The 20,204-nt window shown below is 45.6% G+C and carries 19 protein-coding genes and 2 other annotated features; all 19 genes read left to right on the top strand.

Features of this window, described 5'->3' with window-relative positions; translation table 11 throughout:
• The 19 genes from ispD (at position 1) to rpoC (ending at position 19,832) form a co-directional block, all read left to right on the top strand.
• Complete coding sequence (gene ispD / locus UFB30_RS16015; protein ID WP_322422686.1) at positions 1–681, top strand: 2-C-methyl-D-erythritol 4-phosphate cytidylyltransferase; 681 nt, start codon at positions 1–3, stop codon at positions 679–681.
• A gap of 15 nt (positions 682–696) precedes the next feature.
• Positions 697–1,173, top strand: coding sequence for a 2-C-methyl-D-erythritol 2,4-cyclodiphosphate synthase (gene ispF / locus UFB30_RS16010; RefSeq protein WP_322422685.1), 477 nt, complete (start codon positions 697–699; stop codon positions 1,171–1,173).
• Positions 1,174–1,404: 231 nt separating this feature from the next.
• Entirely contained in the window at positions 1,405–2,862 is a 1,458-nt protein-coding gene (gene gltX, locus UFB30_RS16005; RefSeq protein ID WP_322422684.1) for a glutamate--tRNA ligase, read from the top strand.
• A 69-nt stretch (positions 2,863–2,931) separates the two neighbouring features.
• Positions 2,932–3,148: a binding site (T-box leader), on the top strand.
• Between the two features lie 97 nt (positions 3,149–3,245).
• On the top strand, positions 3,246–3,896 hold the full coding sequence (cysE, locus tag UFB30_RS16000) for a serine O-acetyltransferase (protein WP_322422683.1): 651 nt from the start codon (positions 3,246–3,248) through the stop codon (positions 3,894–3,896).
• Positions 3,893–5,290 (top strand): cysteine--tRNA ligase, encoded by a 1,398-nt coding sequence (cysS, locus tag UFB30_RS15995; RefSeq protein WP_322422682.1) that lies wholly within the window; start codon positions 3,893–3,895, stop codon positions 5,288–5,290. The genes cysE and cysS overlap by 4 nt, the downstream gene beginning before the upstream one ends.
• 2 nt (positions 5,291–5,292) lie before the next feature.
• A complete protein-coding gene (locus UFB30_RS15990) occupies positions 5,293–5,718 on the top strand; it encodes a Mini-ribonuclease 3 (RefSeq protein WP_322422681.1) in 426 nt (141 codons plus the stop codon).
• Entirely contained in the window at positions 5,715–6,458 is a 744-nt protein-coding gene (gene rlmB / locus UFB30_RS15985) for a 23S rRNA (guanosine(2251)-2'-O)-methyltransferase RlmB (protein WP_039806243.1), read from the top strand. Before UFB30_RS15990 ends, rlmB begins: the two co-directional genes overlap by 4 nt.
• A 6-nt stretch (positions 6,459–6,464) precedes the next feature.
• Positions 6,465–6,977: an NYN domain-containing protein gene (locus UFB30_RS15980; RefSeq protein WP_322422680.1), complete on the top strand. Its 513-nt coding sequence runs from the start codon at positions 6,465–6,467 to the stop codon at positions 6,975–6,977.
• A 4-nt stretch (positions 6,978–6,981) separates the two neighbouring features.
• Complete coding sequence (sigH, locus tag UFB30_RS15975) at positions 6,982–7,698, top strand: RNA polymerase sporulation sigma factor SigH (protein ID WP_082029153.1); 717 nt, start codon at positions 6,982–6,984, stop codon at positions 7,696–7,698.
• A 77-nt stretch (positions 7,699–7,775) separates the two neighbouring features.
• Complete coding sequence (gene rpmG, locus UFB30_RS15970; RefSeq protein ID WP_322422679.1) at positions 7,776–7,925, top strand: 50S ribosomal protein L33; 150 nt, start codon at positions 7,776–7,778, stop codon at positions 7,923–7,925.
• A gap of 55 nt (positions 7,926–7,980) precedes the next feature.
• Positions 7,981–8,160, top strand: coding sequence for a preprotein translocase subunit SecE (gene secE / locus UFB30_RS15965; protein WP_322422678.1), 180 nt, complete (start codon positions 7,981–7,983; stop codon positions 8,158–8,160).
• Positions 8,161–8,331: 171 nt separating this feature from the next.
• Positions 8,332–8,868, top strand: a complete 537-nt coding sequence (gene nusG, locus UFB30_RS15960) for a transcription termination/antitermination protein NusG (protein ID WP_322422677.1) — start codon at positions 8,332–8,334, stop codon at positions 8,866–8,868.
• A gap of 432 nt (positions 8,869–9,300) precedes the next feature.
• Positions 9,301–9,726, top strand: a complete 426-nt coding sequence (rplK, locus tag UFB30_RS15955) for a 50S ribosomal protein L11 (protein WP_039806251.1) — start codon at positions 9,301–9,303, stop codon at positions 9,724–9,726.
• A gap of 104 nt (positions 9,727–9,830) precedes the next feature.
• Complete coding sequence (gene rplA / locus UFB30_RS15950; protein ID WP_039806253.1) at positions 9,831–10,529, top strand: 50S ribosomal protein L1; 699 nt, start codon at positions 9,831–9,833, stop codon at positions 10,527–10,529.
• A 58-nt stretch (positions 10,530–10,587) separates the two neighbouring features.
• Positions 10,588–10,734: a sequence feature (ribosomal protein L10 leader region), on the top strand.
• A 46-nt stretch (positions 10,735–10,780) separates the two neighbouring features.
• Positions 10,781–11,281, top strand: coding sequence for a 50S ribosomal protein L10 (gene rplJ, locus UFB30_RS15945; protein ID WP_322422676.1), 501 nt, complete (start codon positions 10,781–10,783; stop codon positions 11,279–11,281).
• A 66-nt stretch (positions 11,282–11,347) separates the two neighbouring features.
• Positions 11,348–11,710 (top strand): 50S ribosomal protein L7/L12, encoded by a 363-nt coding sequence (rplL, locus tag UFB30_RS15940; protein ID WP_322422675.1) that lies wholly within the window; start codon positions 11,348–11,350, stop codon positions 11,708–11,710.
• Positions 11,711–11,786: 76 nt separating this feature from the next.
• The gene (locus tag UFB30_RS15935) at positions 11,787–12,389 is read left to right on the top strand and encodes a class I SAM-dependent methyltransferase (RefSeq protein ID WP_322422674.1); all 603 of its coding nucleotides are present in this window, start codon (positions 11,787–11,789) and stop codon (positions 12,387–12,389) included.
• 222 nt (positions 12,390–12,611) lie between these two features.
• Positions 12,612–16,172 (top strand): DNA-directed RNA polymerase subunit beta, encoded by a 3,561-nt coding sequence (rpoB, locus tag UFB30_RS15930; protein ID WP_322422673.1) that lies wholly within the window; start codon positions 12,612–12,614, stop codon positions 16,170–16,172.
• 60 nt (positions 16,173–16,232) lie between these two features.
• Positions 16,233–19,832: a DNA-directed RNA polymerase subunit beta' gene (rpoC, locus tag UFB30_RS15925; protein ID WP_322422672.1), complete on the top strand. Its 3,600-nt coding sequence runs from the start codon at positions 16,233–16,235 to the stop codon at positions 19,830–19,832.
• Positions 19,833–20,204: the final 372 nt, after the last annotated feature.

Raw genomic sequence — 20,204 nt, 5'->3', positions numbered from 1 at the left:
ATGAATTACGAAGTAGTCATTCCGGCAGCGGGCCGGGGTAAACGGATGGGAGCGGATCGTAATAAGCTTCTGCTTGAACTGAACGGGGTTCCCGTCATTATTCATACGCTGCGTGTGTTTGAAGATGACCCTTTATGCAGCGGAATTATCCTTGCGATCCATCCTGATGACAGAGATACACTCGAGCAGCTGCTTACGCAATATGATATTAAGAAAGTCACACATATGGTGCAGGGCGGGGAAGAGCGTCAGCACAGTGTCTATGAAGGGTTAAAAGCAGCTGCTGAAGAGATTGTGATGGTTCATGACGGGGCGAGGCCTTTTATCAAACAGACCGTGATTCACCGTCTGGCTGAAGCAGCTGAAACCCGCGGAGGTGCCATTGCAGCTGTTCCTGTAAAAGATACAATTAAGAAGGTACAAGATGGCTTTGTCACAGAAACCGTTGAGCGTTCCAGCCTGTGGTCAGTGCAGACCCCGCAGGCTTTTCTGCTTGAAGTGCTGATGGAGGCACACCGGGAAGCGATACGCACCGGCTTTCTTGGAACAGATGAAGCCTCATTAGTCGAAAAAACCGGCGGAAAAGTAACGGTCATTGAATCAGATTATGATAATATAAAGCTGACTACAAAAGAAGATCTCGTTTTTGCTGAAGCCATTTTAGCTAAAAACGATCAATAGAGAGGGGAAACTGCCATGTTTCGAATTGGACAGGGATACGATGTCCATCAGCTTGCAGAGAACCGTCCGCTGATTATTGGCGGAGTAACCATTCCTTATGAAAAAGGACTGCTCGGACACTCAGATGCAGATGTACTGCTTCACGTTGTCGCAGATGCAGCACTTGGTGCAATCGGTGAAGGTGATATCGGACGACACTTCCCGGATACAGATCCGGAATTCAAAGATGCCGACTCTAAAAAACTGCTACAGCACGTCTGGAGCATTGTCAGAGAGCACGGCTATCGCCTGGGCAACATTGACTGTACAATTATTGCACAAAAGCCGAAGATGGCGCCTCATATCGGGGACATGCGCACAGTCATTGCAGAACTGCTTGAAGCCTCTGAAACTCAGGTGAACGTAAAAGCAACCACAACCGAAAAACTCGGGTTCGAAGGCCGCGAAGAAGGAATCGCCGCCCAGGCAGTGATTCTTTTACAGAAGACCTAATCAATAGAACAAATATCAATATAGCAAATAATTATTTGCTTTGTTAAAGTCCATCATTGTATTTGCACAGCTGATGATTGGAGCGTAAGGGGGCGACTCCTGCGGCGGAAAGGGACAGGTGAGACCTTACGGCGAAGCCGGAGGGGCTCACCGCCCGGCCGGGGAAAGCGTCCCCCTGAAGCGGAAATCAGCAGCCGAACTTAACAAAGCGATCATTTTAGGAGGATTTCTATGTCTACAGACATTCGCGTACGTTACGCACCAAGCCCGACAGGACACCTGCATATCGGGAACGCAAGAGCAGCACTATTCAACTATTTATTCGCAAGAAGCCATAACGGTACGTTCATCATCCGCGTAGAAGATACAGATACAAAACGTAACATCGAAGGCGGAGAAGAATCTCAGCTTGAGTATCTGAAATGGCTCGGCATCGACTGGGATGAAAGCATTGACGTTGGCGGCGACTATGGTCCATACCGTCAGTCAGAGCGTAATGACCTTTACAAAAAGCATTACGATGACCTGCTTGAGCGCGGGCTTGCCTATAAGTGCTATTGCACAGAAGAAGAGCTTGAAGCAGAGCGTGAAGGGCAGATCGCACGCAGCGAAATGCCGCGTTACAGCGGAAAGTGCCGCAACCTGACAGATGACGAGCGTGCAGCACTTGAAGCTGAAGGACGCAAGCCAAGCATCCGATTTGCTGTGCCACAGGGCAAAACGTATACGTTCAATGATATCGTAAAAGATGATGTGTCATTTGAAAGTGATGGCATCGGCGATTTTGTTATCGTGAAGAAAGACGGAATTCCGACTTATAACTTTGCGGTGGCAGTGGATGATCATTATATGAAGATCTCTCACGTACTGCGCGGGGATGACCACATTTCAAATACACCGAAGCAGCTGATGATCTATGAAGCGTTCGGCTGGGAGATTCCGAAGTTTGGACATACGACACTGATTGTCAATGAAGAGCGTAAAAAGCTGAGTAAGCGTGACGGTTCAATTATCCAGTTCATCGAGCAGTATAAGGACCTTGGCTATCAGCCTGATGCGTTATTTAACTTTATTGCATTGCTTGGCTGGTCTCCAAAAGGGGAAGATGAGCTGTTTTCTAAAGAAGAGCTGATTGAGCGTTTTGATGCTGACCGTCTGTCGAAATCACCGGCAGTATTTGACACGAAAAAGCTTGAGTGGATGAATAATCAGTATATGAAGAATCTTGACCTGGATGCAGTTGTGGCATTGTCGACACCTCATCTTGAAGAAGCGGGTAAAATCCCGAAAGACCGTACACCTGAGCAGGAAGAGTGGGTGCGCAAGCTTGTGGCACTTTATCAGGAGCAGATGAGCTATGGTGCTGAGATTGTGGCACTGTCTGAACTGTTCTTCAAAGATGAGATTGCGTATGATGAGGAAGCGAGTGCAGTGCTTGCTGAAGAGCAGGTTCCTGAAGTGATGGCAGAGCTCAGCCGTCAGCTTGAAGCACTTGAAAACTTTGAAGCGGCAGAAATTAAAAAGGCGATTAAAGCTGTACAGAAGGAAACGGGACATAAAGGTAAAAAGTTATTTATGCCAATCCGTGTAGCAGCGACAGGCCAGACGCATGGACCGGACCTTCCGAGCGCTATTGAAGTGCTGGGGAAAGAAAAAGTACTTGCACGTTTGAGTAAGCTGACTGATTAACATTTCGAAAAGAATGGTATATAGTATGTCTATAGAAAACTTTTAAACAGCTCACCAAGTGATTGATATATGAAAGCTTTGAGAGGGAGAAGTAAGAAAAACAGAAGCTCAGGAAGAGAGAACCGCCACAGGCTGAAAGCGGTTTGGGCTGAGTGTTTTCTGAAATGCACCCTTGAGTCTTTTGCTGAAAGTTTACGTAGGCAACAGCGGTTCAGGCCGTTATCCTGGTTAAGTTGGGGGCAGTATTGCCTCAAACAGAGTGGAACCGCGCAAAAGCGTCTCTGTCATTTGACAGAGACGCTTTTTCTATTTTAAAACAGTTAATTCTTATCGTATTAGTTGGAATTATACGAAAATCGGCTAAAATGAAAGGAGTGAATGGTATGTTCAAAAGAATTCGTGAAGATATAGATACTGTATTTGACCAGGACCCTGCAGCCCGCTCTTCTTTTGAAATCGTTCTGACTTATTCCGGGCTTCATGCGATCTGGGCTTACAGGGTTGCGCACTGGTTTTATAAGCGGAAAATGTTTTTTATTGCACGGGCAATTTCACAAATAGCGAAAGTGCTGACAGGGATTGAGATTCACCCTGCAGCTAAAATCGGACGCCGATTTTTCATTGATCACGGAATGGGTGTGGTTATCGGGGAAACGTGCGAAATCGGGAATAATGTGACAGTTTTTCAGGGCGTGACATTAGGCGGTACCGGGAAGGAAAAAGGGAAACGCCACCCGACACTTGAAGACAATGTGCTGATTGCAACAGGTGCAAAGGTGCTTGGTTCCATTATTGTCGGTGAGAATTCAAAGGTGGGGGCAGGGTCAGTCGTCTTAAAAGATGTTCCGCCAAACTCCACTGTTGTCGGTATTCCCGGCAAAGTCGTCATTAGGGACGGCAAGAAAATCCGCAGGGATCTGGACCATCAGGATATGCCGGATCCAATCTGGGAGCGGATCAGAACACTTGAAACAGAGCTGGCTTTTGTCAAAGACCAGTTGAAGAAAGAACGTGAAAGGAGCTCACAGCCATGAGCATTCAGATGTATAACACTGTAACAAGAAAAAAAGAGCCGTTTAAGCCGCTGGAAGAAGGAAAAGTATCGATGTATGTATGCGGTCCGACGGTTTATAACTATATTCATATCGGTAACGCCCGTCCGCCGATCGTATTTGATACGGTGAGACGTCACCTGGAATACAGAGGATATGACGTGAATTACGTCTCCAATTTTACAGACGTGGACGACAAATTAATCCGTGCAGCGAATGAGCTTGGTGAAGAAGTGCCTGCAGTTGCTGAGCGATTCATTGATGCTTACTTTGAGGACGTTGGTGCACTTGGATGCGCACGCGGTACCGCTCATCCGCGGGTCACTGAAAATATTGACCTGATCATTGAATTTATTCAGTCACTGATTGATAAGGATTTTGCTTATGAGTCAGGCGGGGACGTTTACTACCGCACTAGAAAGTTCGATGGCTACGGTAAGCTGTCTCATCAGTCGATTGATGAGCTGCGGATCGGGGCAAGAATCGAATCTGACGAGCGCAAGGAAGATGAGCTTGATTTCGTGCTATGGAAAGCGGCGAAAGAAGGGGAGATCTCATGGGAGAGTCCATGGGGAGCAGGACGCCCGGGCTGGCACATTGAATGCTCTGCGATGGCAAGAAAGTACCTTGGAGATACAATTGATATCCACGCCGGCGGTCAGGACCTTGCGTTTCCGCACCATGAAAATGAAATTGCACAGTCAGAGGCTTTAACAGGAAAGCCTTTTGCCAACTACTGGCTGCATAATGGCTATATCAATATTGATAATGAAAAAATGTCGAAGTCACTCGGTAACTTCGTACTTGTACATGACATTTTAAAAGAGGCAGATCCGCAGGTGCTGAGATTCTTCATGCTGTCTGTGCATTACCGTCACCCGATCAACTATAACCGTGAGCTGCTTGAAGCGGCAGGAGCGGGACTCGACAGAATCCGTACAGCATATGAAAACCTGAAGCACCGCAGAAATTCGAGCTCAGGCCTCACTGACAATGATGCAGAATGGATTGAAAAAGCGGCTGCTAAAAAGGACGCGTTTATTAAGGAAATGGATGATGACTTTAACACAGCGAATGCAATTTCAGTGTTATTCGACCTTTCAAGTGAAGCCAACCTTTACCTGAGAGAAAAGAATACATCTGTTGACGTGATTGATGCATTTACAGATACGTTAAAAGAACTAACAGCTGTACTTGGCATTGAGCTGAAAGAGCAGGAAATGCTGGATGAAGAGATTGACGAATTGATCCGCAAGCGTGAAGCGGCACGTAAAGACCGCGATTTTGCAACAGCGGATGCGATCCGTGATCAGTTGAAGGAAATGAATATCATTTTAGAGGATACAAAGCAGGGTATCCGCTGGAGAAGAGGGTAATCATGGATGACTCAACTTCTTCACTGGATCCAAAACAGCTGAATGCATTAGCGCTTGCTTATATGGGGGACGGTGTCTATGAGCAGTATGTCAGACACCATCTTCTCAGGGTTGGTACAATTCGTCCGAATGCACTTCAGCGTGAGGCGATCCGCTATGTATCAGCAAAAGCGCAGGCGCAGGTGCTGCACAGAATGTTTGAAATGGAGCTTTTTTCTGAAGAGGAAATGGCGATTATCCGCCGCGGACGCAATGCAAAGTCCGGCAGTGTTCCGAAAAATACAGATGTGGCAACCTACCGTTACAGTACAGCATTTGAAGCGTTAATCGGCTATTTATATTTAACAGACCGTAAAGAACGGATGGAAGAAATTATTGTAAAAGCCATCTCCATGATTGTAGATGAGCAGAAAGGAGCCGGGCGATGAGTGAAGAATTTATTGGCGGAAAGAATCCGGTGCTTGAAGCGCTGAGAGCCGGAAGAGAAATCAATAAAATCTGGATTGGTGAAGGTTCTCAAAAAGGACAGATGCAGCAGGTCATCCAGCTGGCAAAAGAAGCGAATGTACTCGTTCAGTTTGTACCGAAAAAGAAAATTGACCAGCTGATGGATGGGCAGCACCAGGGTGTTGTCGCATCCATTGCTGCATATGAATACGCAGAAATGGATGACGTCTTTGCACTGGCTGAAAAGAAGGGTGAAGATCCGTTTATTCTCATACTGGACGAGCTTGAAGACCCACATAATCTTGGCTCAATTATGAGAACAGCAGATGCCGTTGGTGTACACGGTATTATTATTCCGAAACGCCGTGCAGTAGGGCTGACAGCGACTGTCGCAAAAGCTTCTACAGGGGCAATTGAGCACGTACCGGTTGTCCGAGTGACTAACCTGTCCCGTACCCTTGATGAGCTGAAGGATAAAGGCCTGTGGATTGCCGGAACAGATGCAAAAGGCAGTGAAGACTACCGCCGTTTTGATGGGACGATGCCTGTCGGACTGATTATTGGCAGTGAAGGAAAAGGAATGAGCCGAATCCTGCGTGATAAGTGTGATTTCCTGATCCACCTTCCGATGAGCGGTCATGTCACTTCACTGAACGCTTCCGTTGCTGCAAGTATCTTAATGTATGAAATCTACCGTCGCCGTCATCCGCTGGAAGGATGATCCGGGATGAAAAATGTACTGCTCGTCGATGGCTATAACATTATAGGCGCCTGGCCTGAACTGACTGAACTGAAAAGCCATGATCTCGGCTCTGCAAGGGACAGGCTGATTGAAATGATGGCAGATTATCAGGGGTATACCGGGCACCGCGTCATTATTATCTTTGACGCGCAGTTTGTCGAAGGCATGTCTAAGAAAATGTACAATTACCGCGTGGAGATCATCTTCACGCGGAAAAATGAAACAGCTGATGAGCGGATCGAGAAACTTGCGATTGAATTAAACGATATTCAGACACAGGTGATCGTTGCGACAAGTGATTTTACCGAGCAATGGGCTATTTTTGGTCAGGGAGCGCTCAGAAAGTCTGCCCGCGAACTTTTAATTGAAGTGAAGCAAATCGAAAAGAAAATCTCTAAAAAGATCGAAAAAAACCAATCAGCACGCCCTGTATCAAAGATTCCAATTAGTGACGAAATCGCCGAAATATTTGAAAAATGGAGACGGGGCGGAAAATGAGCGGTTGACGCTTAAAAATTCTGTAAAGTATAATAATTCTATCTATTTGTTTCACAGAGGCGGGGGGATCCTTTTGAACGCACATACTCAGACAGCAGGAAACGTATTCAGTGGAATGGAAGACGATAAAATTATCGAACAGATTCACAGCGGAAATAGTGATGCACTTGATTTTCTGATCAATAAATATCGCCATTTTGTCAGAGTGAAAGCACGCTCATATTTTCTGATCGGCGCTGACAAAGAGGATATTATACAAGAGGGAATGATCGGTCTTTATAAAGCGATCCGCGATTATAAAGGTGAAAAGCTCACTTCCTTTAAAGCATTTGCTGAACTGTGTATTACCCGTCAGATCATTACAGCGATTAAGACAGCGACCCGCCAAAAACATATCCCGCTTAATTCCTATGTGTCACTGGACAAGCCGATTTACGATGAAGAATCGGACCGGACACTGATGGACGTGATCTCACCTGCAAAGCAGACTGATCCGGAAGCACTCGTGATTCACCGGGAGGAATTCAGTAAAATTGAGGGTAAAGTAGCTGAGCTCTTAAGTGACCTTGAAAGACAGGTACTTTCTCTTTATCTGGATGGACAGTCCTATCAGGAGATCTCAGAAGAACTGGACCGTCACGTGAAATCAATTGATAACGCACTCCAGCGCGTGAAAAGAAAATTAGAACGCTATCTGGAGGCACGGGAATTGACTTTCTAGCTGGAATGTTATATTGACATGACTTCCATAGAGTGTTATTTTTTAAAGGATGCACATCCTGAAAAGGAATGAACATTATGACTAAAAAGACAATCCTTGCCTGTACAGAATGCGGGTCCCGTAACTACTCGGTACCTTCAAACGAAAACAGGCAGACCGATAGATTAGAAGTAAAGAAATTTTGCCGCTACTGTAATGCTCATACTGTCCATAAGCAGACAGTATGATGGCCTGCCCCCTGGCAGGCTGTTTGAAATAACACTGGTTGGAGGGTACGTCATCATGAGTAAAATCAGCAACTTCTTTCGAAACGTTGCTTCCGAAATGCGTAAGGTCAGCTGGCCGAGACGTAAAGAACTCACAAAGTACACTGTTACAGTTTTATCAACAGTCATCTTTGTTGCAGTATTCTTTTTCGTGATCGACATGGGTATTGATGCGATCATTAACTGGATTCTATAATCCGCTTTCTTTTCGCACCTGATCAACATTTCGTGTACAATAGCAGGAGACATGTCAAAGCCCGTTTAACGGGTTTTTTCATTGTTTAAAATGAATTTTGGACATTATGACAGTCAGATAGATAAGTGTTATATGAAAAAGGCCAGCGCCTTAAAAAGGAGGAATCTCTTCGTGGAAAAGAATTGGTATGTGGTTCACACTTACTCAGGTTATGAGAACAAAGTGAAAATGAACCTTGAAAAACGAGTAGAGACAATGGGAATGCAGGATAAAATCTTCCGCGTTGTCGTACCTGAAGAGGAAGAAACTGAAATCAAAGACGGTAAAGCAAAAACAGTCAAGCGTAAAACATTCCCTGGTTATGTGCTTGTAGAGATCGTGATGACAGATGACTCATGGTATGTCGTGCGTAATACGCCGGGCGTAACAGGATTCGTCGGCTCATCAGGCGGCGGCGCGAAGCCAACACCGCTTCTGCCGGAAGAAGTCACACAACTGCTTAAGCAAATGGGTATGCAGGAACGCTCAGTAGACGTAGACTTTGAACTTGGTGAAAACGTAACAGTAAACGAAGGGCCATTTGCTAACTTCGCGGGTGTCATCGAAGACATCGACGCTGACAAAGGCAAAGTCAAAGTACTCGTCAACATGTTCGGGCGCGAAACACCAGTTGAACTTGAGTTTACACAGATTACAAAGCTGGATTAATTTTATGGAATTTCGTTAAGAATAAGTGAGTGTACTCTCACTTCAAACAATTGATGAAACGCAATTTATTTAATAAAGAATAGGTTGATTGGAGTGGAAGGCGGGGACTCCGGGGCGATAAAGCGGGACGCTGAGACCCCGCAGGCGGAGCCGAGGAGGCTCAGTGACCGCCGCCCGGAAAGCCTCCGCCTGAAACGGAAATCAACCGGACTGCTTTTTAAATTAAACCGCTTATTTCACCAATTTCCTTAAAATATAAAAAGAACGTCTTGAATTATGATTTGAAAGATGGTAACATTTTTTAAGTCAGTATGTCTCAATAGAGAGACTGAACTAACATTTTATATTCTTTATATAAAAGAATCAGTTTTGAGTGGGAGGGCAAAAACAAAAGCCCTATTACCACATCACGGACTTAAGGAGGTGTGTCTCGTGGCTAAAAAAGTTATTAAAATGGTAAAGCTTCAAATCCCTGCTGGGAAAGCTAATCCAGCTCCGCCGGTAGGTCCTGCGCTAGGTCAGGCTGGTGTGAATATCATGGGATTCTGTAAAGAGTTTAACGCTCGTACAGCTGATCAGGCTGGTCTTATCATCCCTGTTGAAATCACGGTTTTTGAAGACCGTTCATTTACATTCGTTACTAAAACTCCGCCAGCTGCAGTTCTTCTTAAGAAAGCAGCAGGAATCGAGTCAGGTTCTGGTGAACCAAACCGCAACAAAGTAGCGGCTGTCAAGCGTGACAAGGTACGTGAAATCGCGGAAACAAAAATGCCTGACCTTAACGCAGCTGATGTTGAAGCAGCAATGCGTATGGTTGAAGGTACGGCTCGAAGCATGGGGATTACGATTGAAGACTAATTGATGTTTTGTCTTGGACAGGGTTGCGAAGCTGAAGATCTTTCACTCGCAACCTTTATTCGTGGGAGGTTATTCCGCTAAAACCACATTAGGAGGAACTTATAATGGCTAAAAAAGGTAAAAAGTATCAAGAAGCTGCAAAGCTTGTTGACCGTTCAGTAAACTATTCAGTAACTGAAGCAATTGAGCTTGCGCAAAAGACAAGCACTGTAAAATTCGATGCAACTGTGGAAGCAGCATTCCGCCTTGGTATCGACACTCGTAAAAACGACCAGCAGATCCGTGGCGCAGTAGTGCTTCCAAACGGAACTGGTAAAACGCAAAGCGTTCTTGTTTTCGCTAAAGGCGAAAAAGCAAAAGAAGCTGAAGCGGCTGGCGCAGACTACGTTGGAGACAGCGACCTTGTTCAAAAGATTCAGGGCGGCTGGTTTGATTTTGACGTAATCGTTGCAACACCTGACATGATGGGTGAAGTTGGTAAACTGGGACGCGTTCTTGGACCAAAAGGCCTTATGCCAAACCCTAAAACAGGTACAGTTACATTTGACGTTGAAAAAGCTGTAAATGAAATCAAGGCTGGTAAAGTTGAATACCGCGCTGAAAAGTCTGGTATCATCCACGTGCCAATCGGTAAAGTTTCATTTGATCAGGAAAAGCTTGTTGAAAACTTCAACGCAATCTTTGATGTTGTCCAGAAGGCAAAGCCAGCTTCATCTAAGGGAACTTATATGAAGTCAGTAGCTGTAACAACTACAATGGGCCCTGGAATCAAAGTTGACCCATCTTCTGTAACAGTAAAATAATTAACAAAAATTATTGACACAATATGAGAACATCTGCTATGATGTTCTCTGTTGTGAAATTATATATTCATTTGTACCGTAGACAGCAGGTGTCCTGAGTGACTTAATTTCCTGCCGAGGTCATGACGATTAAAAGAACTTTCTTTTATTTGAAATGATACGCCTCTATGTCTACTTTCCGGCATAGAGGCTTTTTTATGATCGGAACGGTATAGATGACGCCTACAGCAAATATTACAGGAGGTGTTAGGATGAGCAGTATTATCGAGCAAAAGAAACAGCTTGTAACAGAAATCCAGGAAAAGCTTCAATCAAGCGCAGCATCAGTGATTGTTGATTACCGCGGACTATCTGTTGCAGAAGTAACTGAGCTTCGTAAACAGCTTCGTGAAGCAGGCGTTGAGTTCAAGGTATACAAAAACTCAATGACTCGCCGTGCGGCAGAAGCTGCTGGTCTTGAAGGTCTTGATGAAAGCCTTACAGGTCCTAATGCAATCGCATTTTCTGCTGAAGATGTTGTTGCACCAGCGAAGATTCTTAACAACTTTGCGAAAGACCATGAAGCACTTGAACTTAAAGCAGGTGTGATCGAAGGAACTGTTGCTTCACTTGAACAAGTGAAAGCTCTTGCAGAACTTCCATCACGCGAAGGCCTACTTTCTATGCTTCTTAGCGTTCTTACTGCGCCAATGCGCGGATTCGCAGTTGCAACTCAAGCAGTTGCAGATCAAAAAGAAGAACAGGGCGCATAATTCCCTGTTAGCCGGATAGCAATATCCAAACCAAACTAAAAACATTCCACAAGGAGGAACTATATCATGACTAAAGAACAAATGATCGAAGCAATCAAAGAAATGACAGTTCTTGAACTGAACGACCTAGTAAAAGCAATCGAAGAAGAATTCGGCGTATCTGCTGCTGCTCCTGTAGCTGTAGCTGGTGGCGGAGCTGGAGAAGCTGCTGCTGAGCAAACTGAATTCGATGTTGTTCTTACTGAAGCTGGTTCTCAGAAGATCAAGGTTATCAAAGTGGTTCGTGAAATCACTGGTCTTGGCCTGAAAGAAGCTAAAGAAATGGTAGACAACACGCCTAAAGCTGTTAAAGAAGGCGCTTCTAAGGAAGAAGCTGAAGAGCTTAAAGCTAAGCTTGAAGAAGTTGGCGCTGGCGTAGAAGTTAAGTAATTTTGTCCTAAGAGAAAGTCCGCTTGAAATAGAGCGGGCTTTTTTTATCGAAAAGAAGAAGGGTGGGGTGGTCGCGATGCCGGATCATTATTACTCAAAAAAGCCCGGGGTTGAAAGTAAGCCAAGCTGGTGGGACTTTACACTTCGTGGACACAAAATAAAATTCAAAACTGATCAGGGTGTATTCTCAAAAAATGAAGTAGATTTCGGTTCGAGGGTGCTAATTGAAGCGTTCGAAGAGCCCGCGGTCAGCGGTCCTGTGCTTGACGTCGGCTGTGGCTACGGCCCGATCGGTTTGACGCTTGCTAAGGAGATGCCTGAGAGAAAGATTCATATGGTGGATGTTAATGAACGGGCGCTTGAATTAGCAAAAGAAAATGCGGAGCAGAATCAGGTTCGCAATATCTCAATTTATGAAAGTGATTGCCTTGATCAGGTTGAAGAGCAGTCCTTTGCGGCAATTCTGACAAACCCGCCGATCCGCGCAGGAAAGCAAACCGTTCACCGTATTTTGGAGCAGAGTGCAGCGAAAGTTGTATCCGGCGGGACGCTTTGGGTGGTTATCCAGAAGAAGCAGGGTGCACCATCTGCCAGGGCGAAGCTTGAAGAGCTGTTTTCAAGTGTAGAGGTTGCAGACAAGCAAAAAGGCTACTTTATCTTCAAAGCAAAAAAAGATTGACCGCCTATAGTGGTTGTGTTACTATTATAAGATGTAAAAATATTAATATCAGTAAGTATGTCCATTTTGTATAAATGGGCTGCCTTTTGGGTAAAATGGTTTAAATAAAGTTTTAAAGAATAGAAAATGTGGAGATTTCCCGTTTTCTATTTGTGTTATGTTCGTTTTTTCTATTTATGGGACTAACGGACGCTAAAATGCTTGATTTGAGGGGTGAATCAGTTGACAGGTCAACTAGTTCAGTATGGACGACACCGCCAGCGCAGAAGCTATGCGCGTATTAGTGAGGTGCTGGATTTACCGAATCTGATAGAGATTCAGACAGCTTCTTACGATTGGTTTTTAGAAGAAGGATTACGTGAAATGTTCCGCGATATTTCGCCGATCGAAGATTTCACAGGAAACTTGTCGCTTGAGTTTATTGATTACAGCCTTGGTGAGCCTAAGTATTCTGTTGACGAATCAAAGGAGCGTGACGTGACTTACTCTGCGCCGCTTCGTGTAAAGGTACGTCTATTGAATAAAGAAACTGGCGAAGTAAAAGACCAGGATGTATTTATGGGAGACTTCCCGCTGATGACTGAAACAGGTACCTTCATTATTAATGGAGCAGAGCGTGTTATCGTATCTCAGCTTGTTCGTTCTCCAAGTGTATATTTCCACGATAAAATGGATAAAAACGGGAAGCGTGGCTTCGGTGCAACGGTAATTCCAAACCGTGGTGCGTGGCTTGAGTACGAAACAGATGCAAAAGACGTTGTTCACGTCCGTATCGACCGTACACGTAAACTTCCTGTTACTGTATTGCTGCGTGCACTTGGCTTTGGATCTGACCAGGAGATTATCGACCTGATCGGAGACAACGAGTATATCCGCAATACGCTAGAAAAAGACAATACCGAAAGTGTTGAAAAAGCGCTTCTGGAAATCTATGAGCGTCTGCGTCCTGGTGAACCACCGACTGTAGAAAATGCCAAGAGTCTTCTGGAATCACGTTTCTTTGACCCTAAGCGTTATGATCTGGCTAATGTAGGCCGTTATAAAATGAATAAAAAGCTTCATATTAAGAATCGTCTTTTCGGACAGGTCCTTGCTGAAACGCTTGCTGATCCTGAAACAGGCGAAATCCTAGCTGAAAAAGGAACAACACTTGACCGTCGTAATCTTGACAAGCTGATTCCTAACCTTGAAAGCGGAGTAGGTTTCATTACTTACAACCAGGTAGGCGGAGTCGTTGAAGAAGATTTAACACTACAGACGATCAAAATTCAAGTGCCTAATTCAGAAGAAGGCCAGGAAATCAACGTAATCAGTAATGCTTATGTTGATGACAGCGTGAAGAACATTACGATTGCTGATATCGTTTCTTCAATCAGTTACTTCTTCAACCTGCTGCACGGCGTTGGCTTAACAGATGATATTGATCACCTTGGTAACCGTCGTCTGCGTTCAGTAGGGGAGCTTCTGCAGAACCAATTCCGTATTGGTCTGTCACGTATGGAGCGTGTGGTCCGTGAAAGAATGTCAATCCAGGATACAAATACAATCACGCCTCAGCAGCTGATTAACATCCGTCCTGTTATTGCTTCTATCAAAGAGTTCTTTGGAAGCTCTCAGCTTTCACAGTTCATGGATCAGACAAATCCGCTTGCAGAATTGACGCACAAACGTCGTCTGTCTGCACTTGGACCTGGTGGTTTAACACGTGAACGTGCAGGCTTTGAAGTACGTGACGTTCACTACTCTCACTATGGCCGTATGTGTCCGATCGAAACACCTGAGGGTCCGAACATCGGGCTGATCAACTCACTGTCAAGCTTTGCGAAGGTAAACCGTTTCGGATTTATCGAGACGCCATACCGCCGCGTTGACCCTGAGACAGGCAGAGTAACAGAGCGCATTGATTATCTGACTGCTGATGAAGAGGATAACTATGTTGTAGCACAGGCAAATGCACGCCTTGGTGATGACGGTTCATTCCTTGATGAAGAAGTTGTTTCCCGTTTCCGCGGTGAGAACACAGTCTTCAAGCGTGACCGCATTGACTATATGGACGTATCGCCTAAGCAGGTAGTATCTGCTGCGACAGCATGTATCCCGTTCCTTGAAAACGATGACTCGAACCGTGCTTTAATGGGAGCGAACATGCAGCGTCAGGCAGTTCCGCTTATGAATCCGGAAGCACCTTTTGTAGGTACAGGAATGGAACACGTTTCTGCGAAGGACTCAGGAGCTGCTGTCATTAACAAGCATGAAGGGATCGTCGAGCGCGTACAGGCCAACCAGGTTTGGGTACGCCGCTTAACAGATGTTGACGGTAAGGAAACAGAAGGCGACCTTGATAAATACAAACTGCAGAAATTCATCCGTTCAAACCAGGGTACATGCTACAACCAGCGTCCAATCGTTGCTGTAGGTGACCGTGTTGAGAAAGGTGAAATTCTTGCTGACGGACCATCGATGGAAGCAGGAGAGCTTGCGCTTGGACGTAACGTACTTGTTGGCTTCATGACATGGGACGGCTTTAACTACGAGGATGCTGTCATCATGAGTGAGCGCCTTGTAAAAGACGATGTATACACTTCTATTCATATTGAAGAATATGAATCAGAATCACGTGATACAAAGCTTGGACCTGAAGAAATCACACGTGATATTCCAAACGTCGGTGAAGATGCACTCCGCAACCTTGACGACCGTGGAATCATCCGTGTTGGTGCTGAAGTAAAAGACGGAGACATTCTTGTTGGTAAAGTAACGCCTAAGGGTGTAACTGAGCTGACTGCTGAAGAACGTCTGCTTCACGCAATCTTCGGTGAAAAAGCACGTGAAGTGCGTGATACGTCACTTCGTGTACCACACGGAGCAGGCGGTATCATTCTTGATGTGAAAATCTTTAACCGTGAAGACGGCGATGAGCTGCCTCCTGGTGTGAATCAGCTGGTACGCGTTTATATCGTACAGAAGAGAAAGATCTCTGTAGGGGATAAGATGGCCGGACGTCACGGTAACAAAGGTGTTATCTCGCGTATTCTTCCGGAAGAAGATATGCCATACCTTCCAGACGGCACGCCGATCGACATCATGTTAAATCCACTTGGTGTACCATCCCGTATGAACATCGGTCAGGTTCTTGAGATGCACATGGGAATGGCTGCCCGTGCAATGGGTATCCATATCGCAACACCAGTATTTGACGGTGCCAATGAGGAAGACGTATGGGAAACAATCGAAGAAGCAGGTATGTCACGTGATGGTAAGACAGTTCTTTATGATGGAAGAACTGGTGATCCATTCGACAACCGTGTATCAGTAGGCGTCATGTACATGATCAAGCTTGCGCACATGGTTGATGACAAGCTTCACGCACGTTCAACTGGACCATACTCACTTGTTACACAGCAGCCACTGGGCGGTAAAGCACAGTTTGGCGGACAGCGTTTTGGTGAGATGGAGGTTTGGGCACTTGAAGCATACGGTGCTGCATATACACTTCAGGAAATTCTGACTGTCAAATCAGATGACGTTGTCGGACGTGTGAAAACGTACGAAGCGATCGTTAAAGGTGACAGCGTTCCGGAACCGGGCGTTCCTGAATCATTTAAAGTATTAATTAAAGAACTTCAGAGTCTTGGTATGGATGTGAAGATGCTATCTGCCAACGACGAAGAAATCGAAATGCGCGACCTTGATGACGATGACGACATCCATCAGGCTGATGCATTAAACATTGCGCCGGAAACAGAGGCTCCAGCTTCTGAAACTGTCGGTACGAAAGAATAGTTGTGACACTGGGAATCAACAATAGGGTGAAACCTTTAAACGAAAAGGGAGGTAGGCTCCTTGATAGATGTTAATAACTTTGAATATATGAAAATTGGTTTGGCCTCACCTGACAAGATCCGCTCTTGGTCATTTGGTGAAGTAAAAAAACCTGAAACGATTAACTATCGTACACTGAAGCCTGAAAAAGACGGTCTTTTCTGCGAGCGAATCTTCGGCCCGCAGAAAGACTGGGAGTGTCATTGCGGTAAATACAAGCGCGTCCGTTATAAGGGCGTCGTTTGTGACCGCTGTGGTGTTGAAGTAACGCGTGCAAAAGTCCGTCGTGAACGTATGGGTCACATTGAACTTGCTGCACCTGTATCTCACATCTGGTACTTCAAAGGTATTCCAAGCCGTATGGGACTTGTTCTTGACATGTCACCACGTGCGCTTGAAGAGGTTATCTACTTTGCTTCTTACGTAGTAACAGAAGCAGGGGATACTGCTCTTGAAAAGAAACAGCTTCTTTCTGAGAAGGAATACCGCGCGTACCGTGAAAAGTACAGCGGCAAATTCCAGGCTGCTATGGGAGCTGAAGCGATCCGCAAGCTTCTTCAGGACATCGATCTTGATAAAGAAGCGGAAATGCTGAAAGAAGAACTGAAAACTGCTCAGGGACAGCGTCGTACGCGTGCGATTAAGCGTCTTGAAGTAGTAGAATCATTCCGTAACTCAGGAAACCTTCCTGACTGGATGGTTCTTGATGTATTACCTGTCATCCCGCCGGAACTTCGTCCGATGGTTCAGCTTGATGGTGGACGTTTCGCCACATCTGACCTGAACGACCTGTACCGTCGTGTGATCAACCGTAACAACCGTCTGAAGCGCCTATTGGACCTTGGTGCGCCAAGCATCATCGTTCAGAACGAGAAGCGTATGCTACAGGAAGCTGTAGATGCACTGATCGATAATGGCCGTCGCGGTCGTCCGGTTACAGGACCGGGTAACCGTCCACTAAAATCTCTTTCTCATATGCTGAAAGGGAAGCAGGGACGTTTCCGTCAGAACCTTCTTGGTAAGCGTGTTGACTACTCAGGCCGTTCAGTTATCGTTGTTGGACCTAGCCTGAAAATGTATCAGTGCGGACTGCCGAAGGAAATGGCACTTGAACTGTTCAAGCCTTTCGTGATGAAAGAGCTTGTTGAGCGCGGACTTGCGCATAACATTAAGAGTGCAAAACGTAAGATTGAACGTGTCCATGATGAAGTTTGGGACGTACTTGAAGATGTAATCAAGGAGCACCCGGTTCTTCTTAACCGTGCCCCTACACTTCACCGTCTTGGTATCCAGGCATTCGAACCAACATTGGTTGAAGGCCGTGCGATCCGTCTTCACCCGCTCGTATGTACAGCCTACAACGCTGACTTTGACGGTGACCAGATGGCGGTTCACGTACCACTATCATCTGAAGCTCAGGCTGAAGCGCGTCTTCTTATGCTTGCTGCACAGAATATCCTTAATCCGAAGGACGGAAAGCCAGTTGTTACACCGTCTCAGGATATGGTACTTGGTAACTACTACCTGACATTAGAGCGTAAAGACGCTGTAGGTGAAGGTTCAGTATTCCGCGATGCGGATGAAGTCCTTCTGGCATACCAGAATGGTTATGTTCACCTGCACACACGTATTGCGATCCATGCAGGTGCTGTAAACAAACCAACATTTACAGAAGAGCAGAATAAGAAGCTTCTTCTGACAACTGTCGGAAAAGTGATCTTTAATGAAATTCTTCCTGAAGAGTTCCACTACATTAACGAGCCGACAATGGAGAACCTTGAGGTTAATACACCTGATAAGTACTTTGTTGATCCGACGACGAATGTAAAAGAACACTTCAAATCAGCTGATCTTGTAACACCGTTTAAGAAAGGATTCCTTGGAAGCATCATTGCTGAAGTCTTCAAGCGATTCCACTTAACGGATACATCTAAAATGCTGGACAGCATGAAAAATCTTGGATTCAAGCACTCAACGCGTGCAGGTATCACAATTGGTATCGCTGATATCGTGGTACTTCCTGAGAAGCAGGAAATCCTTGACGATGCACAGCTGAAAGTTGATAAAGTCCAGAAGCAATTCCGCCGTGGTCTGATTACAGAAGAAGAGCGCTATGAGCGTGTCATCTCAATCTGGTCAGCAGCGAAGGATGTTATTCAGGACAAGCTGATGCTTACACTCGACAGCCTGAATCCGATCTACATGATGAGTGACTCAGGTGCCCGTGGTAACGCATCTAACTTTACGCAGCTTGCCGGTATGCGTGGTCTGATGGCCAACCCGGCTGGACGTATCATCGAGCTTCCGATCAAGTCAAGTTTCCGTGAAGGTCTGACAGTACTTGAGTACTTCATCTCTACACACGGTGCACGTAAAGGTCTTGCCGATACAGCACTGAAGACTGCCGATTCAGGTTACCTGACTCGCCGACTTGTAGACGTAGCACAGGATGTAATCGTCCGTGAAGAAGATTGCGGCACTGACCGTGGTCTGCGCGTAAGCTCACTGAAAGACGGAACAGAAGTCATCGAAGCGCTTGAAGAGCGTCTCGAAGGCCGTTACTCAAACCAGACTGTCAAGCATCCTAAGACTGGAGAAATCTTCGTGAAGCGCAATGAGCTGATTACAGAAGATATCGCCCGTCAGATTATTGAAGCTGGTGTAGAAGAAGTATCAATCCGTTCTGCATTCACTTGTAACACGCGTCATGGCGTATGTGAGAAGTGTTACGGTAAGAACCTTGCGACTGGTGAAAAAGTTGAAGTCGGCGAAGCAGTCGGAATCATCGCAGCACAGTCAATCGGTGAGCCGGGTACACAGCTTACAATGCGTACATTCCACACAGGTGGTGTAGCAGGAGACGATATCACGCAGGGTCTTCCACGTATCCAGGAAATTTTCGAAGCGCGTAACCCTAAAGGTCAGGCGACGATTTCTGAAATTGATGGTGTCGTAACGGAGATCACTGAAGGTAAAGACCGTCAGCAGGATATTACAGTGAAAGGTGAAGTAGAAACAAAGACTTATTCTGCTCCTTACACTGCACGTCTGAAAGTAGCAGTTGACGATGTCATCGAACGCGGTCAGGTTCTGACAGAAGGTTCAATCGATCCTAAAGAACTGATCAAGATCCGTGACGTTGCTGCAGTTCAGGAATATCTGCTGAAAGAAGTACAGAAAGTATACCGTATGCAGGGTGTTGAAATCGGTGATAAGCACGTTGAAGTCATGGTTCGCCAGATGCTTCGTAAAGTACGTGTCATTGAAGCCGGAGAAACAGAACTGCTGCCAGGTTCACTGCTTGATGTACACCAGTTCATGGAAGCAAATCAACAGGTTCTGCTTGATGGTAAGCAGCCGGCAACTGGCCGCCCGCTTATCCTGGGGATCACAAAAGCATCTCTTGAAACAGAATCATTCCTTTCAGCTGCATCATTCCAGGAGACAACTCGTGTCCTGACAGACGCAGCAATCAAAGGGAAGCGTGATGAGCTCCTTGGTCTGAAAGAAAATGTTATTATCGGTAAACTTGTTCCAGCCGGAACGGGTATGCAGCGCTATCGCCAGGCTGAGATCGAAAACGAAGACATTCCAGAGGAAGAAGCAGTTTCCGTGGAATAATTCACAGCCTGTGAAAGCAAAAAAGGTGGCGCCCTGGTGGCGTCACCTTTTTTATCTATTATGAATTCAATCGGGAAAAGAGCAGTTTGCCCAGGCAGATAGGAAGTTATCTGCAGGATGATCAGCTTGCTTGAAGGGATAAATGTTAAAATGATGTAATGCTCTTCATTGTTGAAGGAATTCCAACTCCGTATGAAGGAATTAACAGGTGTTCAATAGAGAATGAAGGAATCCTATACAAGATTGAAGCAATCAATTGCAAACTAAATGAATTCATTTCTATTCTGAAGCAAAAGTTGCCGGATCTGATAGAAAACAAACTGTCGTCCTGATTACTCAAATCAACATTGATTACCGGAAACCAGCCGATCC

Origin of the sequence: Jeotgalibacillus haloalkalitolerans (genome assembly GCF_034427455.1) — a bacterium.
Taxonomy (GTDB): domain Bacteria; phylum Bacillota; class Bacilli; order Bacillales; family Jeotgalibacillaceae; genus Jeotgalibacillus; species Jeotgalibacillus haloalkalitolerans.
The sequence above is the reverse complement of the archived record's forward strand: the minus strand, read 5'-3'. Positions and strand labels throughout refer to the sequence as shown.